At 70.3% G+C, this 23,393-nt stretch carries 16 protein-coding genes; 4 read left to right on the plus strand and 12 right to left on the minus strand.

What is annotated here, in order from left to right:
- The first annotated feature begins 401 nt into the window (after positions 1 to 401).
- Positions 402 to 1,022, plus strand: coding sequence for an L-threonylcarbamoyladenylate synthase (locus tag ACTWQA_RS24635; RefSeq protein ID WP_327583622.1), 621 nt, complete (start codon positions 402 to 404; stop codon positions 1,020 to 1,022).
- 853 nt (positions 1,023 to 1,875) lie between these two features.
- On the opposite strand, the gene ACTWQA_RS24640 is transcribed toward ACTWQA_RS24635, so the two are convergent.
- Genes ACTWQA_RS24640 through ACTWQA_RS24665 form a run of 6 tightly spaced genes read right to left on the minus strand, consistent with a single transcriptional unit; the run spans position 1,876 to position 8,976 of the window.
- Positions 1,876 to 2,523 carry a TetR/AcrR family transcriptional regulator gene (locus tag ACTWQA_RS24640; protein ID WP_443161448.1) on the minus strand — a complete coding sequence of 216 codons (648 nt, stop codon included), beginning with the start codon at positions 2,521 to 2,523 and terminating at the stop codon, positions 1,876 to 1,878.
- A gap of 35 nt (positions 2,524 to 2,558) precedes the next feature.
- Positions 2,559 to 4,076, minus strand: a complete 1,518-nt coding sequence (gene mhpA / locus ACTWQA_RS24645) for a bifunctional 3-(3-hydroxy-phenyl)propionate/3-hydroxycinnamic acid hydroxylase MhpA (RefSeq protein ID WP_443161449.1) — start codon at positions 4,074 to 4,076, stop codon at positions 2,559 to 2,561.
- Positions 4,073 to 5,971 carry an acyl-CoA synthetase gene (locus ACTWQA_RS24650; protein WP_443161450.1) on the minus strand — a complete coding sequence of 633 codons (1,899 nt, stop codon included), beginning with the start codon at positions 5,969 to 5,971 and terminating at the stop codon, positions 4,073 to 4,075. Before ACTWQA_RS24650 ends, mhpA begins: the two co-directional genes overlap by 4 nt.
- Positions 5,968 to 6,927, minus strand: coding sequence for a fumarylacetoacetate hydrolase family protein (locus ACTWQA_RS24655; RefSeq protein WP_443161451.1), 960 nt, complete (start codon positions 6,925 to 6,927; stop codon positions 5,968 to 5,970). The genes ACTWQA_RS24650 and ACTWQA_RS24655 overlap by 4 nt, the downstream gene beginning before the upstream one ends.
- Positions 6,924 to 8,069, minus strand: a complete 1,146-nt coding sequence (locus tag ACTWQA_RS24660) for a VOC family protein (protein ID WP_443161452.1) — start codon at positions 8,067 to 8,069, stop codon at positions 6,924 to 6,926. Before ACTWQA_RS24660 ends, ACTWQA_RS24655 begins: the two co-directional genes overlap by 4 nt.
- Positions 8,070 to 8,085: 16 nt before the next feature.
- The gene (locus ACTWQA_RS24665; RefSeq protein WP_443161453.1) at positions 8,086 to 8,976 is read right to left on the minus strand and encodes an MBL fold metallo-hydrolase; all 891 of its coding nucleotides are present in this window, start codon (positions 8,974 to 8,976) and stop codon (positions 8,086 to 8,088) included.
- Between the two features lie 120 nt (positions 8,977 to 9,096).
- On the opposite strand from ACTWQA_RS24665, the gene ACTWQA_RS24670 reads away from it, so the two are divergent.
- The 3 genes from ACTWQA_RS24670 (at position 9,097) to ACTWQA_RS24680 (ending at position 12,772) form a co-directional block, all read left to right on the plus strand.
- Positions 9,097 to 9,807 carry a DUF3159 domain-containing protein gene (locus ACTWQA_RS24670; RefSeq protein WP_443161454.1) on the plus strand — a complete coding sequence of 237 codons (711 nt, stop codon included), beginning with the start codon at positions 9,097 to 9,099 and terminating at the stop codon, positions 9,805 to 9,807.
- Positions 9,804 to 11,069, plus strand: a complete 1,266-nt coding sequence (locus ACTWQA_RS24675) for an alkyl sulfatase dimerization domain-containing protein (protein ID WP_443161455.1) — start codon at positions 9,804 to 9,806, stop codon at positions 11,067 to 11,069. The genes ACTWQA_RS24670 and ACTWQA_RS24675 overlap by 4 nt, the downstream gene beginning before the upstream one ends.
- 572 nt (positions 11,070 to 11,641) lie before the next feature.
- Positions 11,642 to 12,772: a diaminopropionate ammonia-lyase gene (locus ACTWQA_RS24680; protein ID WP_443161456.1), complete on the plus strand. Its 1,131-nt coding sequence runs from the start codon at positions 11,642 to 11,644 to the stop codon at positions 12,770 to 12,772.
- A 198-nt stretch (positions 12,773 to 12,970) separates the two neighbouring features.
- Here the strand turns inward: ACTWQA_RS24680 and ACTWQA_RS24685 are convergent, their stop codons facing one another.
- The 6 genes from ACTWQA_RS24685 to ACTWQA_RS24710 form a co-directional block, all read right to left on the minus strand.
- A complete protein-coding gene (locus ACTWQA_RS24685) occupies positions 12,971 to 16,210 on the minus strand; it encodes a BTAD domain-containing putative transcriptional regulator (protein WP_443161457.1) in 3,240 nt (1,079 codons plus the stop codon).
- A gap of 206 nt (positions 16,211 to 16,416) precedes the next feature.
- Entirely contained in the window at positions 16,417 to 17,316 is a 900-nt protein-coding gene (locus tag ACTWQA_RS24690) for a C40 family peptidase (RefSeq protein ID WP_443161458.1), read from the minus strand.
- Positions 17,317 to 17,677: 361 nt separating this feature from the next.
- On the minus strand, positions 17,678 to 19,234 hold the full coding sequence (locus ACTWQA_RS24695; RefSeq protein ID WP_443161459.1) for an arylsulfatase: 1,557 nt from the start codon (positions 19,232 to 19,234) through the stop codon (positions 17,678 to 17,680).
- Complete coding sequence (locus tag ACTWQA_RS24700; protein WP_443161460.1) at positions 19,231 to 20,868, minus strand: alpha-amylase family glycosyl hydrolase; 1,638 nt, start codon at positions 20,866 to 20,868, stop codon at positions 19,231 to 19,233. Before ACTWQA_RS24700 ends, ACTWQA_RS24695 begins: the two co-directional genes overlap by 4 nt.
- Entirely contained in the window at positions 20,861 to 21,769 is a 909-nt protein-coding gene (locus ACTWQA_RS24705; RefSeq protein WP_443161461.1) for a dihydrodipicolinate synthase family protein, read from the minus strand. Before ACTWQA_RS24705 ends, ACTWQA_RS24700 begins: the two co-directional genes overlap by 8 nt.
- Entirely contained in the window at positions 21,769 to 23,379 is a 1,611-nt protein-coding gene (locus ACTWQA_RS24710; protein WP_443161462.1) for an FAD-dependent oxidoreductase, read from the minus strand. The genes ACTWQA_RS24705 and ACTWQA_RS24710 overlap by 1 nt, the downstream gene beginning before the upstream one ends.
- Positions 23,380 to 23,393 lie beyond the last annotated feature (14 nt).

A 23,393-nucleotide genomic window follows, 5' to 3' on the forward strand; every position in this document is an offset into this window, starting at 1 on the left:
TCTCCTCACGCAGGTCGAACACCATCTTGACGGCGCGATCACGCAACTCTTGCGGGTACTTCCTCGGTGCGGGCACGACTCCCAGCCTTCCAGTCTTGGGAGCCTCCAACCAACCCGGGGCAGCTCAGTCCGGGGAGAAGCGGCCGACCAGCGCAAGCGCCTGCTGTAATCCAGCTTCACCAACGCCGCGGCGTTGAAGGTGACGAGGTGCTGCTGGTCTTGTCCCACCGCGGCCAGTGGTACTCCCTACTCCGCAACACGCCGCGTTATGGTCACGCGGCAAGGCCCTGTTTGAGAGCCACGGCCAGAACTCGACTTGCTTCGCGGTGGAAGGCCCGTAGATGTAGAAAGTCGAGGCCATCGTGTCATGCGCTGGATTGTCCGCTTCTAAGCTCCCATGCATGGCAAAGTACTTCGATGTACATCCGGACAACCCGCAACCTCGAATGATCCGTCAGGCGGTCGATCTCCTTCACACGGACGGGCTGATCGCGTACCCGACGGACTCGTGCTACGCGTTGGGGTGCAGGCTGGGCAACAAGGAGGGCATCGACCGGATCAGGGAGATCCGGCGTCTCGACGACGACCATCACTTCACCTTGGTTTGTAAGGACTTCGCCCAGTTCGGCCAGTTCGTTCACGTGAACAATGCGCTCTTCCGCTCGCTCAAGGCGGCAACTCCCGGCGGCTACACGTTCATCCTGCCTGCGACGAAGGAGGTGCCGCGGCGGTTGCTGCATCCCAGGAAGAAGACGGTCGGTGTTCGGATACCCGATCACGTCGTCACGCAGGCGTTGCTGACCGAACTCGGCGAACCGCTGCTGTCCAGCACCCTGCTGCTGCCGGATGAGACCGAGCCGATGACGCAGGGCTGGGAGATCAAGGAAAGACTGGACCACGTCGTGGACGCTGTGATCGACTCCGGCGAGTGCGGTGACGAACCGACGACGGTCATCGACTTCTCGCAGAACGAGCCCCAGATCCTTCGCAGAGGCACCGGGGACCCATCCCTCTTCGAGTAGGTGATGCCCTTCGCTCAGCGCGCCGAGCACCTCGCCGAGCTCGTCCGCGAGCACTGGCACCACGGCACTCCTGGGCACAGGCCGACACGAGAGCAGGAAGAAATTCTGGCCACAGCGATACGACTCCACACTCGTTGGCACTGGGCGGCATTAATTGAGCCGACGCATAATCCGTGGGTCGTGGGTTCAAGTCCACCCGCCCTACCGACATCACCGCAGGTCGAAGGGCCTGTTTTGGACGATGCCAAACGGGTCGTGAACGATCACATCAAGATCATGTTTCCGGATGTTCCCGCATCTCATCGTGCGGCAGTCGGCATTTGATCATCTCCGTGTCACTTCTGCACACCATCCCCAGGTCTCGTCACCATGCAACCAGTGAGAGCGAGCCGAGACACGGGTGGCCCGGATCATCGAGCTACGACGCCACACGCGACCCTGAGATGCCAAGCTTCGAACAGTACGCCCGCCACGACTACGCCACCCGACTCGGCACCTCCCCCACCTAGCGCGCCACCTACGTCGCCGAGGCCGAACGCCACGTCTTCCCCCGCTTCGAACACCTCCCGCTCGACCAGGTCACCCACCGAGTGTTGCGCAAATGGGTGGAATGGATGCTCACCAAACCCTCCGCCGGCAACCAACACCAACCCTGCCCACCACCCCTGTCGGACGAACAAGCCGCACGACGATGGGCCCAAGCCAACGACATCGCCGTGAAGAGGACCGGCCGCGTCTCCCCCAAGGTGCTGCGCCAATGACAAGAAGCAGACTCGCCCCGGCCTGCACCGCCGGGCGCGGGGACACTGTCGGCCGTCCTTCCAGCACAGCCCGACCGCCTACGTCCCGTCGCTCAGATCGACTCGGGCGGAGGCTCGTCGGTCGGGAGCGGCAGTGCCACGATGCGGCGGGCCTCCGATTCGGCCATGCCGAACATCCGCAGGACGTTGAGCACGGTCTGGTCGGCGATGTCGTCGACCGAGGCCTTCGGGTCGGTGGCGCAGAGGTGCATCGTGGCGATCAGGCACCCCGCGGTGCAGGCGAGCGCAACCCTGACGTCATCGATGACGAAGCGTCCGGCGGAGATGGCCGCCTCGATGTCGTTTCGGGCGTGCACCGCATGGCCGTACGGCGCTTCCAGCAGCGCGCCCCTGCTGTTCATCATCACCTGCGCCAGCCGGGGGCGGGTGCGGACGAGCCGGCCGGTGAGTCGCATCGACGTCGCGAAGACCACAGCCGGGTCATCGACGTCGGCGAGCAGCCGCTCCAGCCAGGCGGCGTGGGTCTCGAGCGCCTCGGCGATCGCCGCGTCGAGCAGTTCTGCCTTGGACGAGAAGTGGTTGTAGAACGTACCGAAGCCGACGTCGGCGGCGTCTGTGATCTGCTGGATGCTGACCTCGAAGTCACCGCGCTCGGCGTAGATCTCCTGCGCGGCCTCGATCAGCGCCCTTCGGGTGCGCAGCTTGCGCCTCTCTCCACGCGACGGCTGCTGTTCCGGCATGGTCGGAATCGTAGCCGGGGCGAGCGTCCCGTTACTCACCGCAGTACCCCGGACAGCCCTGCAGCCTTGATCACGCGGTCGGGGTCGACGCTGACCCAGGCGACGCCGGCGTCCCGCAGCCAGCGTGCGAGGAACCGTTCGCCTTCGCTGCCCTCCGGATCGACGGTCAGCCAGGCCGAGGGCAGGGCGTCGGGGACGGCCGCGAGGTCGGTGCCGGGGAGCGCGACGACCGCTGTGCGGTCGCCGAGCACCCGGTCGACCAGTACGGATTCGCCGTCCGGGCCCGGCAGGTGCACGAGCGGGAGAAGCGCGCCTCGTACGCTGCGGGGGGTGCGCCGCTGGACGCGGGGTCCGGGTGTGAGCGGCGGGCTGCCGGTGTCCAGCACGACTCGCCGGGCTGTCCGGGAGTGGGCGAGGGCGGGCAGGAGACGTCCCCGCACCAGCTCGGCGGCGCGGCCGCCGCCGGTCATCAGCCGGCCGACGGTCTTGGCCCGTTTGATCATCGCCGTGGCGTGCGGCCGGCGTTCGGCCTCGTACGAGTCGAGGAGCCCCGGCACCGCGCGCCCGCGCAGCTCCGCGGCCAGCTTCCACGCGAGGTTGTGCGCGTCGCGGAGCCCGGCACACAGGCCCTGGCCGATGAACGGCGGCGTGACGTGGGCGGCGTCGCCGGCGATGAAGACCGGGCCCGCGCGCCAGCGGCGGGCGACGCGGGCGCGGAAGGTGTATTCCCGGCACTTCAGCAGTTTCAGGCGGTCGTCCGGGATGCCGCGGACCCACGGGTCGATGAGCCGGCGCAGCGCCGGGACGCCGTCGTAGTCGTCGGCGCTCTCACCGTCCAGCAGCTGGAACTCCCAGCGGTAGCGGTCCGGCCCGATGCGCATGTACGTGCCTGCCCGGTGCCGGTCGCACACCTGGTGCACACCGTCCCAGGCATCGAGACCCAGCTCGCAGCGGACATCGACGACCAGCCAGCGCTGCTCGAAGCCTAGATCGTCGCTGTCGATGGCGAGTTGTCCGCGGACGGTGCTGTTGGCGCCGTCGCAGCCGATGAGGTACAGGGCCCGCAGCTCGGCCGTCGCGCCGTCCGGCTCGCTCACGTGGGCGGTTATCCCGTCGGTGTCGGTGTCGAAGCGGAGGAGCTCGTGGCCGCCAAGGATGGTCACCTCCGGCAGGCGCTTGAGGTTGTCGCGCAGCAGGCGCTCCAGGACCGGCTGGTCGAACATGTTGGCCTGAGGAAGCCCCGCGGCCGTCTTCCGCTCGCGGGAGAAGGTGGCCAGCTCACGGTGGCGCCCGTCGACGAGCCGCAGCCCGGCCGCGGGACGGGCATGCGCGGCGAACTCCTCACCGATACCGACCTGGTGGAGGATCCGGTACACCTCGTCGTCGACGTGGACGGCCCGCGGGAGCGGATAGATGTCATGGTGGCGCTCGACGACCGCGACCCGACACCCGTACTGGCGGAGCAGGGTCGCCGCCGTCAGGCCGGTGGGACCGCCGCCGATCACGATCACGTCCCATTGGCCGGCCGGCGCATGGAGACCCTTCGTGGTCACTGCTGCGCCTCCTCGGTGTCCATGCGTATCTCGACGTTGTAGCCCCGCAGCACGGCGGCCGCATCGGCCCCGGCGCCGCCGGTCAGGCGCACGACCAGCCGCCCGACCTCGTAGCGGACGCCGACCTCGACGCCGCCGATGCCGTGCTCGGCGAGCTCGGCACGGAAGTGCCGGGCGGCCGCCGCCTCGCGCAGCGCGGGCTTGAACGGCTTGCCGATCTCGGTGACCGGGATCGCGTCGAGCACAGTGATCGACTTCGGGCGCGCGGCTGGTTCGCTGATGTGCTCGGCGACCCAGGCCATCAGTTCCTCCACCGTGATCCCAGTGGCGGAGAGAGCGACAAAGGCCACCGGGACCTCGCCGGAGGTGCGGTCGGGCCGGCCGACGGCACCGGCGGCGGCCACGGCGGGGTGGCCGAGCAGGGCGTCCTCGATGACGGCAGGGTCAATGTTGTGGCCGCCGCGGATGATCAAATCCTTCTGCCGGCCGCGGAGATGGATCCGCTCGTCGCGTACGAAGCCGAGGTCGCCCGTGCGCAGCCAGCCATCGACGACGCCGTCGGCGGACACCCACCTTCGATTGCCGTCGCGCCGCAGATACCCAGCGAACACGGTCGGGCCGCCGATCACCAGCTCGCCCGTCTCGCCTGCGGGCAACGGCCGCACCGTGCCGCTCGCCTCGTCGACCTTCGCAGCCACCAGCGTCTGGTAGGGCAGCCGCTGTCCGACCGAGCCGGGGCGCACGTCGCCTGGCAGGGTCGCCGACGACGCGCAGGTGGCCTCGGTGAGGCCGTAGCCCTCAAGCAGCTGCAGCCCCGTCGTCTCGGCGAACATCCGCCGCACGCTGTCCGGCAGCGGCGCAGCGCCGACGACCGGGAGTTCGAGCGAGCTGATGTCGGCGTCGACCGGTATGGCGGAGAGGTAGGCGTAGACGGTCGGCACCGCCGACATGGCGCGGGGCCGGTAGTGATCGACCAGTCGCCAGAAACCGGTGTACAGCTTCGGGTCGCGATAGCCCAGCGGGCCCGGCCAGATCGACCGCGCTCCGGACACCAGCGGTGCGATGGCGGTCACCAGCAGCGCGTTGACGTGGAACAGCGGCAGGCCGGCGACGATGCCCTGCCCCTCGCCGGAGCCGCCCGCGACCGCGAGGCTCCACGCCATCACCGCCTGGTTGCGGTGGGTGTGTGCGGCCACCTTGGGGGTGCCGGTGGTGCCCCCGGTGTGGAAGAACGCCGCGAGGTCGTCGGGCGCCGGCGGCGCGGCCGGGAGTCCGGCGGGCGCGGCCGGTCCGTCGGCCACCAGGTCGTCGAGGCGTACGGTGCGCAGGCCCGGGCGGGCCTCCAGCGCGGGCGCCGCGGCTCGGTCGGCGCCGTCGGGCGACAGCGCGACGAGGACCTCGATGCCGAAGTCGGGGGCGCCGTCCAGGAGCCGCTTCCACAGCGCCTCGTCCAGCTCGGGACCGGCGGCGACCAGGACCCGGGAGCCGGTCAGGCGCACGACGTGCGCGACGTGGCGCACGTCGAGCGCGGCGTTGACGGGGGCCGCGATCCCGACGGCCTCGGCCGCCAGTGTGACCGCGAGGAGGTCGCTGCAGTTGGGGGCCATCAGCGTGACCGCGTCGTCGCGCCCGATCCCTAGCCCGTGCAGTGCGTGGGCGATCGCGTGCACGCGGTCGTGCAGTCCGCCGAAGCTCACCGGCACGTGGTCCTCGATCACGCTCGCGTCGGGAATCCACACCGAGTGCGGTGCGTCGGGCCACCGCTGCGCGGCCCGTACGAGCAGGTCGTACGTCGTGAGCGCGAGGTCGCGGTCGGCGAGCGGGACCCGCTCGATCTTGTGGAGGTCGGCCACCGAGGTCAGCGGGGGCAGACCGGCCGCCGAGCCCGGCCTCACAGGGCGGCCCTTCGCGCCTGTCCGCGCACGACGTTGGACTGCCGGCCGAGGTCGATACCGCGTACGGGGTCGGTGATGGTCGCGGCGACCACGTCGCCGTCCTTCAGGTAGTTCGGGTTGCCGGCCTGCCGCTTGAAGAACGCCTTCCACTTCACCGCCGGGGGCAGCAGCGCTCCGATCTTCTCGGCGACAGGTCCCGGGGACTTGAGAGCGGTGCCGCCCGGCGTGCCGGTGAGCAGCAGGTCGCCGGGGTCGAGGGCCTGGAAGCGGGCGAGCAGGGTGAGCGCGCGGGCGGGCTTGACGATCATGTCGGCGACGGTGCTGTTCTGGCGGATCTCTCCGTTGACGCTCAGCGTCAGCCGCAGCCGCTCCAGTCCGGCCAGTTCCTCCCCGTCGACGAGGGTGAGGAACGGGCCGACCGGGGTGAAGGTCGGGTAAGACTTCGACTCGTAGAACTGCGTCCGGGTCAGCTGGATGTCGCGGGCGCTGATGTCATTGGCGACGACGATGCCTGCGACGACGTCGGCGAGGTCGTCCTCGGCCACTGCCTCACGGACGTCGATCCGACGCCCGATCACCAGGCCCAGCTCGACCTCGTAGTCGAGGAGCCGGACGTGCTCCGGGCACCGGATGTCGTCGGTGGGCCCACAGACCGAGCCGGACGACTTGCGGAAGAAGGCCGGCGGCACGGCGTCCGGGTTGAAGCCGGAGTCGTGTGCGTGGCTGCGGTAGTTGACCATCTGGGCGACCACTCGGGCCGGCGCGGTGACCGGAGAGAGCAGATCAACGTCCGCGAGCAGGGGGCCCTCGAGGTCGGGTGCGCTCGCGGCCTTGTCGACCGCCGGGCGGTCGGCGAGGAGTTCGCGTGTGATGATCGCGTCGGTCAGGATTCGGGTCAGCCGGCCGCTGTGCTCGACCCACCAGCCGTTTTCGGTGCGAGCCACGTTGATACTCATGCCGCCATCGCTTTCGCCAGTGCCTTCAGCACGTCTATGTCGATTTCGCCGGCCTCGTCGCGGAGCGCCTTGAGAAGGGCGGAGACCATGCCCGGGGTGGGCTTGCCGACCAGGAAGTCGCGGGATACGGGCGGGCCCCACTGGGCGAGCCCGCTGGCGCTCATCGGCGCCCAGCCGGGCTCCAGGGAGCAGTCGAAGAGATCACCGTCGGCATAGTGCTCGACCATCATCCGGTCGGGGTCGCGCCAGTAGTCGAAGATCTGGCTGCCCTGGATGTGCCGGCCGATGCCCCACACGCGGCGGTAGCCCTGCGCGGCGAGGTGCTCGCCGCCCGCGGCCACCGCGTCGAGGTCGGTGACCTGGTAGGCCGAGTGCACGTAGCCGACGCGTGGCCCGAGATGCATGGCAAGCGTGTGGTGGTCGGTCGGCACGGACCCGAGGTCGCAGCGCAGGAAGGCCATCGTGGGCCCGCGGTCGCGGAGTTCGTCGAGGAAGAGGAAGTCGCTCACGATCAGCCCGAGCGCCTCGAGATACCACTCCAGCGTACGCCGGAACCTCGTCGTCTCCAGCACGACGTGCCCGAGCCGCTGCACCTGTGCCGCGGCCTGCGGGGGCCGCTGGGTGGCGTTGAGCCGGACCGGCTTCGTGCCGACATTGAGGTCGAGCGGCTCACGCTCGGCCAGCGCCGGAAGCCGATCCATGCCGGCGACGACCCGTACCGGGAAACCGCTCGGGTCGGTCAGCTGGACGCCCAGACCACCCTGGAGCGGGAGTGCGTTGGCGCCCGCCCAGCGGGCCAGCCGCCGCACGTCGGCGACGGACTCGGCGACGAACGTCGGCCCGGCGAAGCGGGCACGGGGGCCGCGGCGGATGATCAGACATGGCAGCGCCGACCAGGTGCCGCGCAGGCTGAGCCGGTCCGGCGTGCGCGAGTGCACCACAAACCCGAAGTCGCGGGCGAAGCGCTCGGCCCGGTCAAGGTCGGGCTTGACGAACTCCAGCCATCCGAGCTCCACCACCTTGATCACCGGGTTGTGGGCCCTTCCCGGATGCTCCCCGCGCAGAGCGCCGAGCTCGCTGTGCAGCCCGTGGTGGACGTCTGCCGGCCCGGCCGCACCGGCCGGTATCTCGATCTCCATCATCGGCGAGACTCCCTTCTCAATGGACCGGTCGCGACGCCCCGGGGGCGTCGCCGACCGTGACCGACAGCAGGTCGTGCCCGACCGTCACCCGCCCCTCGAACCCGCCGTGGCGCACCTCGTCCTCGAACTCGGCCACCTGCTCCGGCGACGTCGGAGCGGGGATCAGATGCGTCAGCACCAGGTGCGGCACGCCGACGCGCTTGGCCATCGCGCCGAGCGCCACGGTGTCGGCGTGGTAACTGAAGATGGTCTCGAAGCGCGTCCCTTTCACGAGCTCCGCCAACGCCGAGCTCCGACACGCCTCATGGACCAGGACGTCGGCGCCGGCCGACAGCTCCGCAACCTCGTCGCAGACCCGCGTATCGCCGGAGACGACGACCACCCCATCCGGCGTCGTCACTCGGTAGCCGACGGCCTGCTCGACCGGCTCGTGCCGCACCCGTACGGCCTCGACGCTGACCCGGCCACAGGGGCTGCGCCAGACCTCGGTGGGGGCGTCGGGGAGGTCGAACCAGTGGCCGATCACCTCAGGCGGGCCGTCCTGAACATGCTGTACGCGCACGTTGACGTCGTACTCGTTGGCCGCCAGCACGCGCCGTACGAACCCGGGCGCGTGCCCGTCGACCGCCACCACAGGGAGGGGGCCGGTGCCGTGCATGTGGTCCTGCACCCACCGGGTGTGCACCAGGTCGGCGACGTCGCTGACGTGGTCGCTGTGCAGATGCGTGAGCAGGAGAGCGGACAGCTGGTACGGGCCGATCCCTGCCTGGGCCAGCCGCATCAAGGTGGAGCGCCCGGCGTCGATTTGGAGGTGGACATCGCTGTGACTCACAAGCACGCCGGGTCCGGCGCGATCCGGGCTCGGGAAGGGCACGCCGGTGCCGGTCAGCGTCACGGTGGTGGTCATCTGGCTGGCTCCTGTCGTCGCAACCCTTTGACAAATGATGATTTCATCAGTTGTGATGTGTCAAGCGTAACTGATCCATATGTCACTTAAAGATGGCAGACGGTAGGAGAGCAGGCGCCGATGACCGAGCCCGGCACAGACAAGGCACACAACCCGTTCCCCGGCCCGCCACGCCGCGCGGCCGACGTCGCACGGCACATCGTCGACGCGCTCGCCGCGCCCGCGGCATTCCTGATCGTGGAGTCCGGTAACGGCCCCGAGTGGGGCGCGGTCGTCGCGCTGCTGGTCGCCCTGGCGGTCAGCGCGATCCGCAGGCACCGCGGCGACTCGCTGGCCGTCGTCACACTGTCGACCACGGTCGTGGCCTTTCACAGCGTGAGCGCCATCGCCTTCGGCGAAGGGCGCGCGTTCTACTTCCCCGAACTCGTCGTCAACGCCGCCGGCCTGGTGGCGTGCGCGGGCTCGCTGCTGATCGGGCGGCCGCTCACCGAAGCGGTCTGCCGCAAGGCAGGGGTGGAGCCGTCCCGAACGGCCGGCGATCCGGCCGCCCGGCGCCGCCACGTCCGCCTGACCGCAGGCTGGCTCGTGCTGTGGGTGAGCCACCTCGTGCCGCTCAGCTCCCTCTACGCGGCGAACTCACTCGTCGGGCTCACGCTGGTCAGCGCCCTGTTCTGCAAGCCGTCGCTGCTGGCGATGGCCGCCTTCACCGTCGTGGTCGTACGCCGGGCCGTGCCGCAGGGCCCGTACGCCGCTGGCGCCGCACCGGACCATCAAGTAGTGGCTGCCGGGCCTGAAGGCCGCCCGGCACCCCGTCGAAAGGACCCGTCATGACCTCCTCGATTCTCAAGCTGGCCGATGAGATGTGGGCCGGCCGGCGCGAGCCGGCCTCCATAGTGCAACCCATCATGACTGACGCCGAGGAGGTCGCCGACGGGGTGCTGATGGTGCCCGGCTTCGGGCACGCCTTCGCCCTCCGGCACGAGCAGGGACTCGTACTCTTCGACACCGGTGTCAAGCTGCTCGCCGACAAGCTGCACGAGCAGGTGACCGCGTGGCACTCCGGGCCGGTCACCCACGCCGTCTACTCCCACGGTCACCTCGACCACGTTGGCGGACTCGGCCCCTTCGACGCCGCTGCCGATGCCTGCGGCGTGCCTCGCCCGGAGGTGATCGCGCACGACAACGTACTCGCGCGCTTCCGGCGTTACGCCGAAACGCAGGGCTATAACACGGTCATCAACCGCCGCCAGTTCCGCATGCCAGACCTCGTCTGGCCGACCGAATTCCGGGAACCGGACGTCACCTTCTCCGGCGCCCATATGGTCGAGGCCGGTGGCCTCCGCCTCGAACTCACCCACCACCGGGGCGAGACAGACGACCACGTGGTCGGCTGGCTCCCCCAGCAGCGGATCCTCTTCCCCGGCGACCTGTTTCTCGGCGTCGCCCCGAACGCCGGCAACCCGCAGAAGGTGCAGCGCTACCCCGTCGAGTGGGCCGCCGCCCTCCGCTGGATGGCCTCGCTCGACGCCGAGCTGATGCTCGGCAGCCACGGCATCCCCGTCGCCGGCGCCGATCGCGTACGCGAGGCCCTGGAGAACACCGCCCGCTACCTGGAGACCCTCGTCGACCAGACACTGGCCTGCCTCAACGACGGCGCGACACTGGTCGAGACCGTGCACCGGGTGCGGGTGCCGGATGATCTGGCCGGGCTGCATTACCTCCAGCCGCTCTACGACGAGCCGGAATTCATCGTCCGCAACGTATGGCGCCAGTTCGCCGGCTGGTACGACGGCAACCCCGCCCACCTCAAGCCCGCCGCCGACGCCGCCCTCGCCGCCGAACTCGCCGCGCTCAGCGGCGGCGCCCAGGTCCTCGCCGACCGCGCACTGGAGCTGTCCCGCGCCGGCGAGCACCGGCTGGCCTGCCACCTCGCCCAGCTCGCCGGCGACGCCGCCCCGGAGGACAGGGCCGTCCACACCGCCCGCGCCGAGGTCTACGCGCTCCGCGCCGCCCACGAGCGCAGCACCATGTCGATCGGCATCTTCAGCTGGGCCGAGGCCGAATCGCGGGACGTCCTGACCGCCCCGATGTGACCGCTGCACGAACGCGCTCGTCGTCGCCCATACGATCACCGTCACGACGATCACCCCGCCGAACAAGGCCCAACGTCCCGAGCCGGCCGTCCTGAACGGCACCAGCCAAGCCGGGCTGGCGAGGGCCACGAACGCCAGCGCCGGAAGCATTCGGGGGAGCACGTGCGTGACGAAGCCGTACCCCTCGATCATCGTGGGCGCACCACGGCGCACGAACCACCGTTCGGCCTGGCGCACCAGGGCGGGAGAGACGGGGGACTGCACGGATCGCATCCTTCCCTAGCTAGTCGCGGCACGAATGCCCACGTCGAAACCGGCCCCCGGCTCAGCGGCAGGCCCGACCTGCCAGGCGATCAAGGCCTCAGCGTCGGCCAGGGCCTGCGCCGGTGTACCTGTTGAGCCCTCCTACTGGCCCGCGCCCTGCAGCCACTCGCGCAGGGAGGCAGTGGGCCATGGCTCCGAGGAACGGCTGCGGCGCGAGGACGATTCCGGTGAGAGCTACACCGCGGCGGTGGGAAACGGACGAAAACATTCGCTGGACCGATGAGGGAAGAGAGCCGCAGGCTGAGGGCGTGCTGAACAACGCTTCTTCCACGAGGATCACGAGGACTCTGCCGTGGTTCTCGCGCCGTGCTGCCCGGTCCTGGACCTGCGCGCCCGCCCCTGCCGGGGTACGAGACTTCCACGCCGCCCTGCCCGGCTACGCACCCACCCCGCTGACAGAACTGCCCTCCCTGGCAGCCGAGCTGGCGGTCGGCCGAGTCTTCGTCAAGGACGAGTCGTCCCGCCTCGGTCTGCCTGCCTTCAAGGCACTGGGCGCTTCCTGGGCGGCACACCGCGCCCTGGCCGAGCGTACTGCCCACCACCCGAGTGCAGAGCCCGTCACACTGGTCAGCGCCACCGACGGCAACCACGGCCGCGCCGTGGCCCGGACAGCGCGCCTGCTCGGCCAGCGCGCACACATCTTCATCCCCCGAGGCGTCCATCCGGACGCCGTAGCGGCCATCGCCTCCGAGCAAGCAGAGATCACCCGGCTACCGGGCACGTACGACGACGCCGTCCACCACGCTGCCGAGGCAGCCGCCACCGCTGCGGACGCGATCCTCATCCAGGACACCGCCTGGCCCGGCTACGAGACGATCCCAGGCTGGATCGTCGAGGGCTACTCCACCCTCTGCGTCGAAATCGACGAACAGCTCGCCGCCGCAGACGCCACGCCGCCAGGGCTCATCGCCGTCCCGGTGGGCGTCGGTTCCCTGGCCCAAGCCATCGTCACCCACTACCGCAGCCGTCCATCCGCACCGGCCCCAGCCTTGCTGTCGGTCGAGCCCGAGGCCGCGGCGTGCGTCCTCGAAAGTCTCACCCGCGGCCAACCCGTCAGCATCACCACCGGTCACACCACTATGGCCGGGCTGAACTGCGGCACCCCATCCAGCATCGCCTGGCCCTACCTGCACCGCGGACTGGACGCCGCAGTCGCCATCACCGACCCCGCCAGCACCCGCGCGGCCGGCGACCTCGCGGAACTCGGTGTCTCCTCGGGCCCGTGCGGGGCCGCCGCTCTCGCCGGTGTCCGCGCGATACTCACCGGAGAGGGAGCCGAAGAGCACCGCACGGCACTGGGACTCGGCCCGGCCTCGGTGGTCGTACTGCTCAGCACCGAAGGCACGGCCGCCAACCCGCACAGCACCACCGGCCACTGAGACCCCGCGGTCCTTGGCGCCGCCGCTGCCGAACTCGGCACGACGTCGGCCGCCCTGGTCTGCACCGAGGGGATGGCAAGCAGCCGCACATCGCCCACCGATGACTGCTCGGTGGCTGCTCATATGCCGTGGGGTCGGGGCCTCGTCACGAAATCCTGGACCTACATATGCCTGGTCGCGCCCGCCGACTGGTTCTGTTCACTGTCTCGAGGCGTGCAGCGCGGCCAATGCCTGCCTTTCGAGCAGGCGGAAACCGCAGGATCCGGCGATCGCCACGGCCTGCTCGGCGGTGTAGCTCGCCGAGGCCGGGTCACCGGCGGAGAGCCGGGCGGTGGCGAGGCCGACCAGTGCCCGTGCCTCCACGAACGGGTAGGTGTTGTGCGCGATCGTCACGCTGTCCTCGAACCACTGGGCGGCGGCCGTCGCGTCGCCGAGCGCGAGGTATGCCTGTGCCGCAGTGGCCGCGGTCTGTGCCGTGGCCTTCCTGTCGTGGACCGCGATCGCCATATCGTGCGCTCGCCTCGCCACCTCCAGCGCGGTGGCGGCGTTTCCGCGCTGTCTGTGCAGCTGGCTCAACTCGTCCAAGGTGGACAGCTCGCCGCGCTGGTTCGACCTCTTCCGGTACGCCACGAGCACTTCGGTGAGCAGTTCCGAGGCGCGCGCCTCCGCACCGAGCTGACGTAACGCGCTCGCCAGGTTGCCCCGATTGGCCAGCGCCGACGTCTCGCGGCCGGTCGCCTCGTTGATCTCCAGCGCCGCGTTGAGCAGTTCGGCGGCGTCCCGCAGCTCGCCCTGGCACAGCCGCATCACCCCGAGTCCGTTGAGGGCGACCGCCCGCACGTGGCCGAGCTGGTCGTCCTCGGTCAACTCGAGCGCGCGGTGCAGCCAATCCTCCGCGTCGGTGAGCTTGCCCTGCTCCAGATAGAGCCACCCGATGTGATGGGACAGGTACGCGGCGGCCGTCGTCCAGCCGGTGGTGACCGCGAGCTGTTCGCCGGCGAGGCAGTCGGAGAGCGCCTCCTCGTCCCGGCCGACCGACCACAGCGCCTGGCCACGGCTGATCAACATCGCGGTCCGCGCGACGTCATCGCCGGCTCTGGCGGCCGCGTCCAGACCTGCCTCCGCCGCGGGCAGCCAGCCGTCGATGTGCCGGCGGATCAGGAAGTAGCCGCGGAGCTGGTCGGTGATCCGCCAGGACAGCGCGCGGTCGGCGGACCCGGCCGCGTGCCTGACGACGGCGACCAATGCGGGCAGCTCGGCGTCCAGCCAGGCGAGCGCGTCGGCTTCGGTGGCGAAGAACGTCTCCCGCTCCGCATGCGTGTCGAGCCGCACGAGCTGCGGGTACACCCACTCCATCGCGGCCGTCACCGCGTCGGCGTACCAGGTGTAGAGCCGGGAGCGCGCGGTTTCGCCCTCGGTGTCGTCGGCGAGCAGCCGCCGGGCGTACAGGCCCAGCAGGTCATGGAACCGGTAGCGGTCCGTCGCGTACTGCATGAGCATGTTCGCCTCGAGCAGGTCCTCCAGCACGCGGTCGGCCTCGGTCGCCGGCATCGCCAGCAGGACGCCGGTGCTGTCGGCGCCGAAGTCGTCACCGGGGTGCAGGCTGCACAGCCGGAACGCGCGCTGGGCCGCTGCGCTCAGGTCGGCGTAGCTGAGCTGGAAACTGGTGAGCACGCTCGACTCAGTGGTGGACAGCTCGGTGAGTCTGCGGTTGTCGTCGTGCAGCCGGCGGGTCAGGTCGCCGATGGTCCACGCCTGCCGGGTGGCCAGTCGCGCGCTCGCGATGCGCAGCGCGAGCGGCAGCCGTGCGCACGCCTCGGCGAGCGCGTCGGCCGCGCCGGGATCGGCGTCGATCCGATGCGATCCCGCGGTCGCGGCGATCAGGGTGATCGACTCCTCCGGGTTGAGCGGTTCGAGGTGGACGATGCTCGCACCAGCGAGGCCGAGCATCCTGCGCCGGCTGGTCACGATCACGTCGCTGCCGCCCGCACCTGGCAGCAGCGGCCGGACCTGGTCGGCGTCATGTGCGTTGTCCAGCAGCACCAGCATCCGCCGGTCGGCGAGCTCGCTGCGGAACAACGCGGCCGCCTCGGCCTCGTCGGTCCCGATTCCCCTGCTCGGCACGCCGAGCGCGCGCAGGAACCGGCCCAGCACCCCCATCGGTTCCGGTGCGGCCGCGGTGGTGCCGCGCAGGTCGGCGTAGAGCTGACCGTCGGGATACTTCGCGCGCAACCGGTGCGCGGCGGCGAGCGCGAGAGCGGTCTTACCGACTCCGGCGATGCCGTCGATCAGCACGATCCGGGACGAGGTCGGTCCGGACTCCTCGCCCGTCCTGGCGAGGGCAGCCTCGATCCTGGCCATGTCGTCCGCCCTGCCGACGAAGTCCGGCGGCGCGGCTGGCGCCTGCTGGATCGCGGTCCGCCCCATGGTCCGCCGGGCGTGCCGCTCCTGCTGCCGGAGCACCGCGAGCTGGGCGGACCGCAGCCGCTCGCCAGGATCGATGCCGAGCTGGTCGGCGAGTGCGGACCGGATCCGGTCGTACGCCGCGAGTGCCTCTGCCTGCCGACCGCTCGCGGCCAGGGTCAGGATCAGCTCCGCGTGCAGCGGCTCGTCCAGCTCGCGCAGATTCACCAGCTGCCGCACCGGTTTCAACGCGCGTTCCGGCTTGCCGAGATCGCGCGCCAAAGTGGCGAACGTCTGGACGGTGGTGGCGTACTCGGCGGCTATCGCGGTGTAAAGCGGGCTCGATGCCACCCGCTCCGCGTCGATCTCACCGCGCCACAGCGCGACGGCTTCGGCGAGCCGCGTCAACGCCTCCTCCGGCGCGTCGTACGCCGCCCGCGTGGTGAGATCGCGGAACGTCAGCAGGTCCAGGTGATCGGCGGTGACGGCGAGCCGGTAGCCGGTCTGACCGCCGAGGAGCACGCTGTCGGTTCGCGCGTCGGAGTCCAGCAGCCGCCGCAACCTGGCGACGTGCGTGTGCAGCAGGCTCACCGGATTCTGGGTTTCGCCGTGCTGCCACAGAAGTTCGATCAGTTCGTCCTGGCCGACCGTCACACCGGCGCCCAGCGCGAGCCGCGCGAGCAGCGTCCGTTGCAGGTCGGAGCCGAGGGATGCCTGGACATCGCCGTGCCAGACTTCGACCGGACCGAGCACACGGATGCGCAGCGGGCCGCCACGGACCGGACCGGCTTCGGCGCGCAGCGGGCGATGGGCCTCGGCGGCGGCGGCGTGGAGTTGCTCGGCATCGGGCCCGCTCAACCCGAGTGCGGTGGCGATGGCCTGGACCGAGTCCGGCTTCGGGCTTCTCGTCCTGCCCTGTTCCAGATCGCGGATCGCGCCCGCGCTCACGCCCGCCCGGTCCGCGAGTTGCCGTTGCGTCAGTCCGGTGCGGCGGCGATGGGCTCGAAGCAGCCCGCCGAAGCTTGTCTCCGTCACTCGTACCTACGCCGAGTGACCAGACTCTTGATCTGCGACCTTCGGGGCACCAGACGATCCTAGGCCAGGACACGCCACAGACCCCAGCGTGCTGGCTGTAGCACGCTGGGGCTCGTGTTATGCGGATCTGGCGCTGGACCAGTAGTCGCCGTGAGGCGGCGGTGTCCTGGGTGTCCCGGTTGCGGCCTGGACGCCCAGGAGCGAGGTCATGGGTTGACGACGGTCGCCACGGTGTCGACACCGAGGATGCGGAAGACCGCGACGCGGTTGTCGTAGAGGCCGCCTTCGGGACGGTAGTCAACGGTGGTGCCCGGTTGGAGCGCGTCGAAGATCTGGCCGTCCCCCTCCCAGAAGGAGACGTGGCCGACGGCTTCTGCGGTCGTCTTGTAGAAGATCAGGTCACCGACCTTCAGGTCGGCCGACCATGTGTCGATCTTCTTGGCGTAGAACTTCCCCGGGTTCTGGTTGTTGTTGGCCCAGTTCCACATGTCGACGGCACGGCGGACCGGCCAGCCGGGGAAGTTGGCGATCGGGTTGTAGGAGGTGTAGACCAGGCCCGAGCAGTCGTAGCCTGGGTCTCCCACACCCCCCAGTACGTAGGGTGCGCCGCGCTTGGCCACGGCGTTCTTGTGGGCGATCATGCTCCAGTTGAAGATGTCCCTCTCCTGGTAGCAGAACACCCCCTGCTCGGTCGTCCCGTTCTGGACCTTCACCCTGAGGTGATTGATGTTGGGGATGTTGTCGGGGTTCCAGTCGGACTTGAGGCCGATCTCGTGGTGGCCGTTGCCGCCTCGGAGGATGAAGTAGGTCTCGCCGCTGGGGAAGATGAAGGGTGCCTCGCCGCCCTCGGCGCCGCGGGCCTGGATCCGCAGCACCGGAGACTTGTTGGCCTCCGTGCCGGTGTCCTCGATACGCCAGCGAACGGTCACCTGGTCCGCTCTTTTCCAGTCGACCTGAATGAAGGCCTCGGCACCCCCGCAGGAGACGGTGAGCGTGCCACTCGGATTGCTCAAACCGTCGGCGGACGCCGAAGGCGCGCCCGCGAAGACGGCACTGGAGACCGCGACGACGAAGGCCACGATCAACGTCATGATTCTGGGTTTCACGTTCTTCCTTTCATGGAGGGATGTCTTTCGTCGTGGGATCGGCGAGACTCGCAACCACCGGCGTCTTGTCGCTTCGAAGAAAGTGGAATCGGAAGTCACGCGTTGCCGCACGTCCACGGCTGCCGGCCGCGGCCCTGGTGCAGGTCATGGGCGGCTTGGTAAGAACGTTAGGGATTGCCGCTGGCGCGGCGCTGTCCGTACTCCGCCCGTACCGCTCTGTACGCCGCCCGTACCGGACACGCGTCCAGCAGGGGCGGTCCTGGGCCGGTGAGCACGTCCTCGTCGCGCCCGTCACCGCCGCCAGGGTGAGGGCATCGCCACCCCTTCACCTGTCCGCGGGGACCGGCTGCCGGTGTTCGTGCTAACGCGCCCCTTCGCGGGAGATGACGCCGACCCGCTGCGCCCAGCACTGGTATGCGGTGGCCAGCTCCGCGACGAGGTCGGGGCGGCGCTCGGCGAGATCGGTCAACTCGGAGCGGTCGGTCTCCATGTCGTAGAGCTCCCATGGCCCCGCGTGCTCGCGGACCAGCTTCCACCGTCCCCGGCGTACGGCGGCGTTGCCGAGGTGCTCCCAGAACAGGGGCGTGTCCGGGACCGACGCGCCGCGCAGGGCCGGCACCATGGTGCGCCCCTCAAGGTGCGGTACCGCCCGCCCTCGGTACTCCCGCGGGTAGTCGACGCCGGCGGCAGCGAGCAGGGTGGGCAGCACGTCGGTGAGCTGAAAGGGCGTTCGGACGATCCGCCCCGCGGTGAGGCCGCCCGCGGGCCAGTGCACGATGAACGGGGTCGCGATGCCTCCCTCGTGGACCCACCGTTTGTAGAGGCGGAACGGGGTGTTGGACAGGTTGGCCCACGCGGGACCGTAACTCGCGTAGGTGTCCTCCGGGCCGGGGTCGATGCCCGGGATGTTGCCGACACGCAACTCGGCGCCTTCCCGGGTGGCCGCCGGAATGATGTGCCGCTTGGCCCGGAACTCCTCGGGGTCACCGAGCGGCAGCGTCTCGGCGCAGCCGCCGTTGTCCGACAGAAACACCACCAGGGTGTCGTCGGAGACCCCGGATGCCTCCAGCCGGTCGAGGATACGGCCGATGCCCCGGTCCATCCGCTCCACCTGCGCCGCGTACACCTGCATGCGGCGTGCCTCCCACGCCTGATCCGGTGCCGAAGCCCACCGTGGTTGCGCCGGGTCGGGTGCGGACAGTGCCGACTCGGCGCCGAGGAGGCCTTCGGCGCGCAGCCGGTCGAGCCGGCGAGCGCGCAGTTCGTCCCAGCCCGCGGCGTAGACGCCGTCGTACCCGGTGATGTCCTCCTGGGGTGCGTGCAGCGGCCAGTGCGGCGCGGTGTAGGCGACATAGGCGAAGAACGGACGACCGGCGGCAGCCTCCCGGCCGATGAACTCCACGGCGTGATCGGTGATCGCGTCGGTGTAGAAGAACTGCGGATCTCGGGTCTCGGCGCTCGCGTCCATCTCGCCGCGGTACAGGGTCGCCGGGTCGTAGTAGCTCCCGCATCCGCTGAGCGTCCCGAAGAAGTCGGCGAATCCTCGCCGGGTGGGCCACGAGTCGGCCGGCTCCCACAACGGCCCGCTCAGGTGCCATTTGCCCGACATGCCGGTGGCGTACCCGGCGTCTCGGAGCACCTCGGCGACGGTCACGCAGCGGTCGTTGAGGCTGCCCGGGTACCCTCCGGGTGCGCCGTTGCCGGCCAGGACGCCGATACCGGTCTGGTGCGGGTGCAGCCCGGTCAGCAGGGACGCGCGCGACGGGCTGCATCGTGCCGTGTTGGAGAACTGCGACAGCCGCACCCCGGACCGCCCGATCCGGTCGAGATTCGGCGTGCGGATCTCACCGCCGTAACAGCCGATGTCCGAGTACCCCAGGTCGTCGGCGAGGATCAGCACGATGTTGGGCCGTCTCATGGTGTGCTCCCGCCCTGCGGACGCAGCCAGGCGGCCGTGTCCGGCCCGAGCGGATCGCGGCCCGCGTCGAGGGTGTCGCTGCGCAGGAGGGTGACCGTGTTCGCGGGCACCGGCACCTCCGTGGCGCCGAGATTGACGACACACGTGAAGTCCGGTCCGCGCCGGAAGTGCAGGACCGAGCCGGCTCGGCCCACCCAGTCGAGCTCCTGCGGGACATCCAGCTTCCGCCGGATCCGCAGCGCCCGCGCCACGAGGTGATAAGTGGAGGCCGGGTCGTCCACCTGGTTCGCCACCGAGAGCCGTCCCCACCCAGGGGGCTGCGGAAGCCACGGGTCCATGGACCCGAACCCGGCTCCGTCCGGTGCCGGCGTCCAGGGCAGCGGCACTCGGCAGCCGTCGCGTCCTCGGCGCCGCCCGCCGGAACGGGTCCAGATCGGATCCTGGAGGCGATCGTCGGGGATGTCCATGTAGTCGGGCAGCCCGAGTTCCTCACCCTGATAGAGGTAGGCGACGCCGGGCAGCGCCAGCATCAGCAGCAGCGCGGCCCTGGCGCGACGGCGGCCCAGGTCCTCGTCGACCGGGCCCAGCTCGTGGCCAGACCTCCCCTGATGCTTGCGGGTGTCGGCACGGCCGTAACGGGTCACCGTCCGTTCGACGTCGTGATTGGACAGCACCCAGGTCGGCGGCGCACCGGAGAGGGACATCGTGCGGAGCGTGGAGTCGATCACCGTGAACAGCTCGCCGGCGTCCCACGCGGACTGCAGAAAGGGGAAGTTGAAGGCGGTGTGGAGTTGGGCCGGCGCCACGTAGCGGGCCAGCCGCTCGGGATCCGCCACCCACGCCTCGGCCACGAAGACCCTTGGCGGGTCGTACGCGTCGGCCACCGCGCGCCAGCCCCGGTAGATGGCGTGCACCTCGTCGCGGTCCCGGTGCGGATGGTCCGGCACGTCGGTCAGGACGAGCAGGTCTTCCTCCCGGTAGCCCAGATCGGGATAGCCGGGGTGCTTGATCAGGCCGGTGGCGACGTCGATCCGGAACCCGTCGACCCCGCGGTCGAACCAGAAGCGCAGCAGGTCCAGGAACTCCGCGCGGACCTCGGGGTTGGACCAGTTCAGGTCGGCCTGGCTGGGATCGAACAGGTGCAGATACCACTGCCCGTCGGGCACCCGCGTCCAGGCCGGGCCGCCGAACGTGCTGCGCCAGTCGTTGGGCACGACCTCCCCGGTGGGTCCGCGACCGTCCAGAAAGTGGTACCTGGCGCGTTCCGCGGAGCCTGGCGGGGCGGCGAGCGCGGCCTGGAACCAGGGGTGTTCGGTGGACGTGTGGTTCGGGACGACGTCCAGGATGACCCTCAGGCCATGCCGGTGCGCCTCCGCGATGAGTTGCTCGGCCTGGCGTACGTCGCCGTATTCGCGGGCGATGGCGCGATAGTCGGATACGTCGTAGCCCCCATCATTGTTCGGCGACTCGTACCACGGCGTGATCCAGATGGCGTCGACACCGAGGCCGGCCAGATAGCTCAGGCGGCTGCGGATCCCGGCGATGTCGCCGATCCCGTCGCCGTCGCCGTCCGCGAACGACCGGATGTAGACCTGGTAGATCACCGCGGTACGCCACCACTCGACGTCACCCATCGGCGGCTCCGATCAGTTCCGGCTCGAGTCCGTTCAGGAACTCGCGCAGCGCCGCCAGCTCGCCGTCGTCGAGGGTCCGCAGCGGTGGGGCGACCGCTGCCCGGCACAGGCCCCGCATGGCCAGGGTCGCCTTGACGACTGGGACTCCGGCCCGGATCCGGTGCACCCCGAGCAACCGGATGACCCGTTTCTGGGCCAGTGCGGCACGCTCCTGATCGCCGGCGCGATACGCGGCGACCAGCTCCAGCGCGACGCGCGGGGCGATATTGGCGATCCCGGGGGTGATCCCGTCCGCGCCCGCGGACAGCGCGTCGAGCATCGCGCCTTCGGCTCCCTGGTTCACCCCGAAGTCCGGCCGGTCGCCTTTGACCTCGAGCCACTGACGCAGGATGTCCGTCTCACCCGAGCTGTCCTTGACGCCGACGACGTGCTCCATGTCCGCGACGGCCGCGATCGAGCCCTCCGAGAACGGCGGCGCGTACCGAGGGATGTTGTACGCGATCACCGGCACGGCGGCGGTACTGATCGCTCGGTAGTGTTCGATGATGTCGCGCTCGTCATGGTGGAAATAGCAGGGCGGGCTGAGGGCGACCGCGTCACACCCGGCCTCGGCGGCGAGCTCGGCCCGGCCGAGCGATTCACGGGTGCCGGCGGCGGAGACGTTGACGATGACGGCGCCATCCGGCACCAGCCGCCGCCAGTGGTCGACGGCGTGGCCGAGGAACGCGCCGATCTCCGCCGTCTGGTGCAACGGCCCCTCGCCGTTCGTGCCAAGGAGCATGATCTTCGTGATGCCCGCGGCGGCGAGCGCCCCGAAGTATCGCAGGCCGGCCGCGAGATCCGGTCGTCCGCTCTCGCCGATCGGGGTCACGGCGGGGACGATCACGCCTGACACAGACATCAGTACCCCCGGATCTCTGGCCAGGCCAGCTCGACGCCGTCGGCCTTCAGCGCGCTCTGGAACGCCCGCAGGTGTCCCTCCTTGCGCCGGACGTCATGCGGCTCGACCGTCTCCCCCAGGCAGTAGGCCACCAGCGAGGCGGCGGCCTCGCCGATGTTCCACTCCACCGGGTGGAGCCGGTAGCAGCCGTTGGTGATGTGCGTGCTGCCGATGTTCTTGCCGGCCGGCAGCAGGTTCCTCATGCGCACGGGCAGCAGGGCGCCGAGCGGGATCTGGAACGGGCAACTGGCGACGTCGATGTAGTTGTCGCCGCCCGTTGAGGGGTGCAGGTCGATCCGGTACATGCCGATCCCGACCGTGTCGTCGTACTGCGTCGCGCCCGCCGCACCCCGCACGGCGAGAGACACGTCCTGTTCGACGACCGTGTACTCGGCCCTGATCCGCCGGGACTCGCGGATGTACGGCGCGGCGGCGAAGCCGTCCGGAGTGTCCATGACATCCGGCCGCAACCGCAGTCCCGGCCAGCCCCGGCCGCCGTCCGGCCGCGGCGCCTCGGTCTGCAGCCAGTAGAGCATGCTCGCGGAGAGCTCACGCGCACCGGCGAGATGGCGGGCCTTCTCCTCCTCGCTCACCCCGATGATGGGCCCCGCCACGTAGTCGATCATCGGCCAGTTCACCAGGGTGACGTCGCTGGTCACGAAGCCGGGCTCGTACTGTTCGCGGGCGACGGCCCGGCGGAACTCCCACAGTTCGCGGTCCCCTGGGTCCTCGCTCTGGTCGGCGAGCACGGGCCCGGACCGGATGTTCGGGGTGAACGTCCGCGTCAGCGGCTCCCGCGTCCGCGGGTCCGGGGCGGTCAGCCCGATCTGCGGTCCCGGCCAGTAATCGGGACGGTACGCGCGCCAGTGGTCGTACGCTGCCGGCCGGGCGATCACGTGGTCCTCGCCCTCCCGGTGATCGACGGCGAACACCCAGGAGAACGCCTGCATGTTGCCGGGCTGCGCCACCTCGGGCGCACTCGGCTCCCCGGTCTCGTGCCGCGACTCGAACCCGGTGACATGCTCCGCACCGGCGAGCGGCAGGACGTCGCCGAGCTCGGTGGCGTCCAGATAGTACGGGCTCGCGATGTGCACCAGGCCGACGTCCGCACAGTCCACCGTCACGCTGCGGACCCGGTCGCCGTCGGTCTGCGCCGCCACCGGCCGCGCACCGAGCAGGATGCGCAGCCGGCCGCTGCTCAAGTAGGGGTCGACCAGCGCGCGCAACACCGCACCGCTGACCCGCGGCTCATGGCACAACGCACCGACCCGGCCCAGACCGGGATTCAGGTGTGGCTCATTCCTGGCCGCCGCGGTGAGGGGATACCACGTCCGGTAGTAGTCGCGAACCGCGGTCCGGTAGCGGCGGTAGGAGGCGGTGCAGCCGAACTGCTCGATCCACCTGTGCTCATCCGGGGGCACGCCCTGGCTGGTGAACTGCCCGCCGATGCGGTCGCCTTCCTCGGTCAGGACCACCCGCAGCCCGTGTCGCAGAGCTGCGAGCGCGGCGGCGACTCCGCCGACACCGCCGCCGATGATGGCCAGATCCGCATCAGTGATCCGCGATTCCAACGTGTTCCCCCTGT

It is taken from the genome of Nonomuraea sp. 10N515B (assembly GCF_052245915.1).
Taxonomy (GTDB): Bacteria; Actinomycetota; Actinomycetes; order Streptosporangiales; family Streptosporangiaceae; genus Nonomuraea.

Excerpts from the sequence above, each read along its gene's own strand:
- ACTWQA_RS24635 (WP_327583622.1), top strand. The coding sequence starts at position 402 with ATGGCAAAGTACTTCGATGTACATCCGGACAACCCGCAACCTCGAATG.
- ACTWQA_RS24640 (WP_443161448.1), bottom strand. The coding sequence starts at position 2,523 with ATGCCGGAACAGCAGCCGTCGCGTGGAGAGAGGCGCAAGCTGCGCACC.
- ACTWQA_RS24655 (WP_443161451.1), bottom strand. The coding sequence starts at position 6,927 with ATGAGTATCAACGTGGCTCGCACCGAAAACGGCTGGTGGGTCGAGCAC.
- ACTWQA_RS24660 (WP_443161452.1), bottom strand. The coding sequence starts at position 8,069 with ATGATGGAGATCGAGATACCGGCCGGTGCGGCCGGGCCGGCAGACGTC.
- ACTWQA_RS24665 (WP_443161453.1), bottom strand. The coding sequence starts at position 8,976 with ATGACCACCACCGTGACGCTGACCGGCACCGGCGTGCCCTTCCCGAGC.
- ACTWQA_RS24670 (WP_443161454.1), top strand. The coding sequence starts at position 9,097 with ATGACCGAGCCCGGCACAGACAAGGCACACAACCCGTTCCCCGGCCCG.
- ACTWQA_RS24675 (WP_443161455.1), top strand. The coding sequence starts at position 9,804 with ATGACCTCCTCGATTCTCAAGCTGGCCGATGAGATGTGGGCCGGCCGG.
- ACTWQA_RS24695 (WP_443161459.1), bottom strand. The coding sequence starts at position 19,234 with ATGAGACGGCCCAACATCGTGCTGATCCTCGCCGACGACCTGGGGTAC.
- ACTWQA_RS24700 (WP_443161460.1), bottom strand. The coding sequence starts at position 20,868 with ATGGGTGACGTCGAGTGGTGGCGTACCGCGGTGATCTACCAGGTCTAC.
- ACTWQA_RS24705 (WP_443161461.1), bottom strand. The coding sequence starts at position 21,769 with ATGTCTGTGTCAGGCGTGATCGTCCCCGCCGTGACCCCGATCGGCGAG.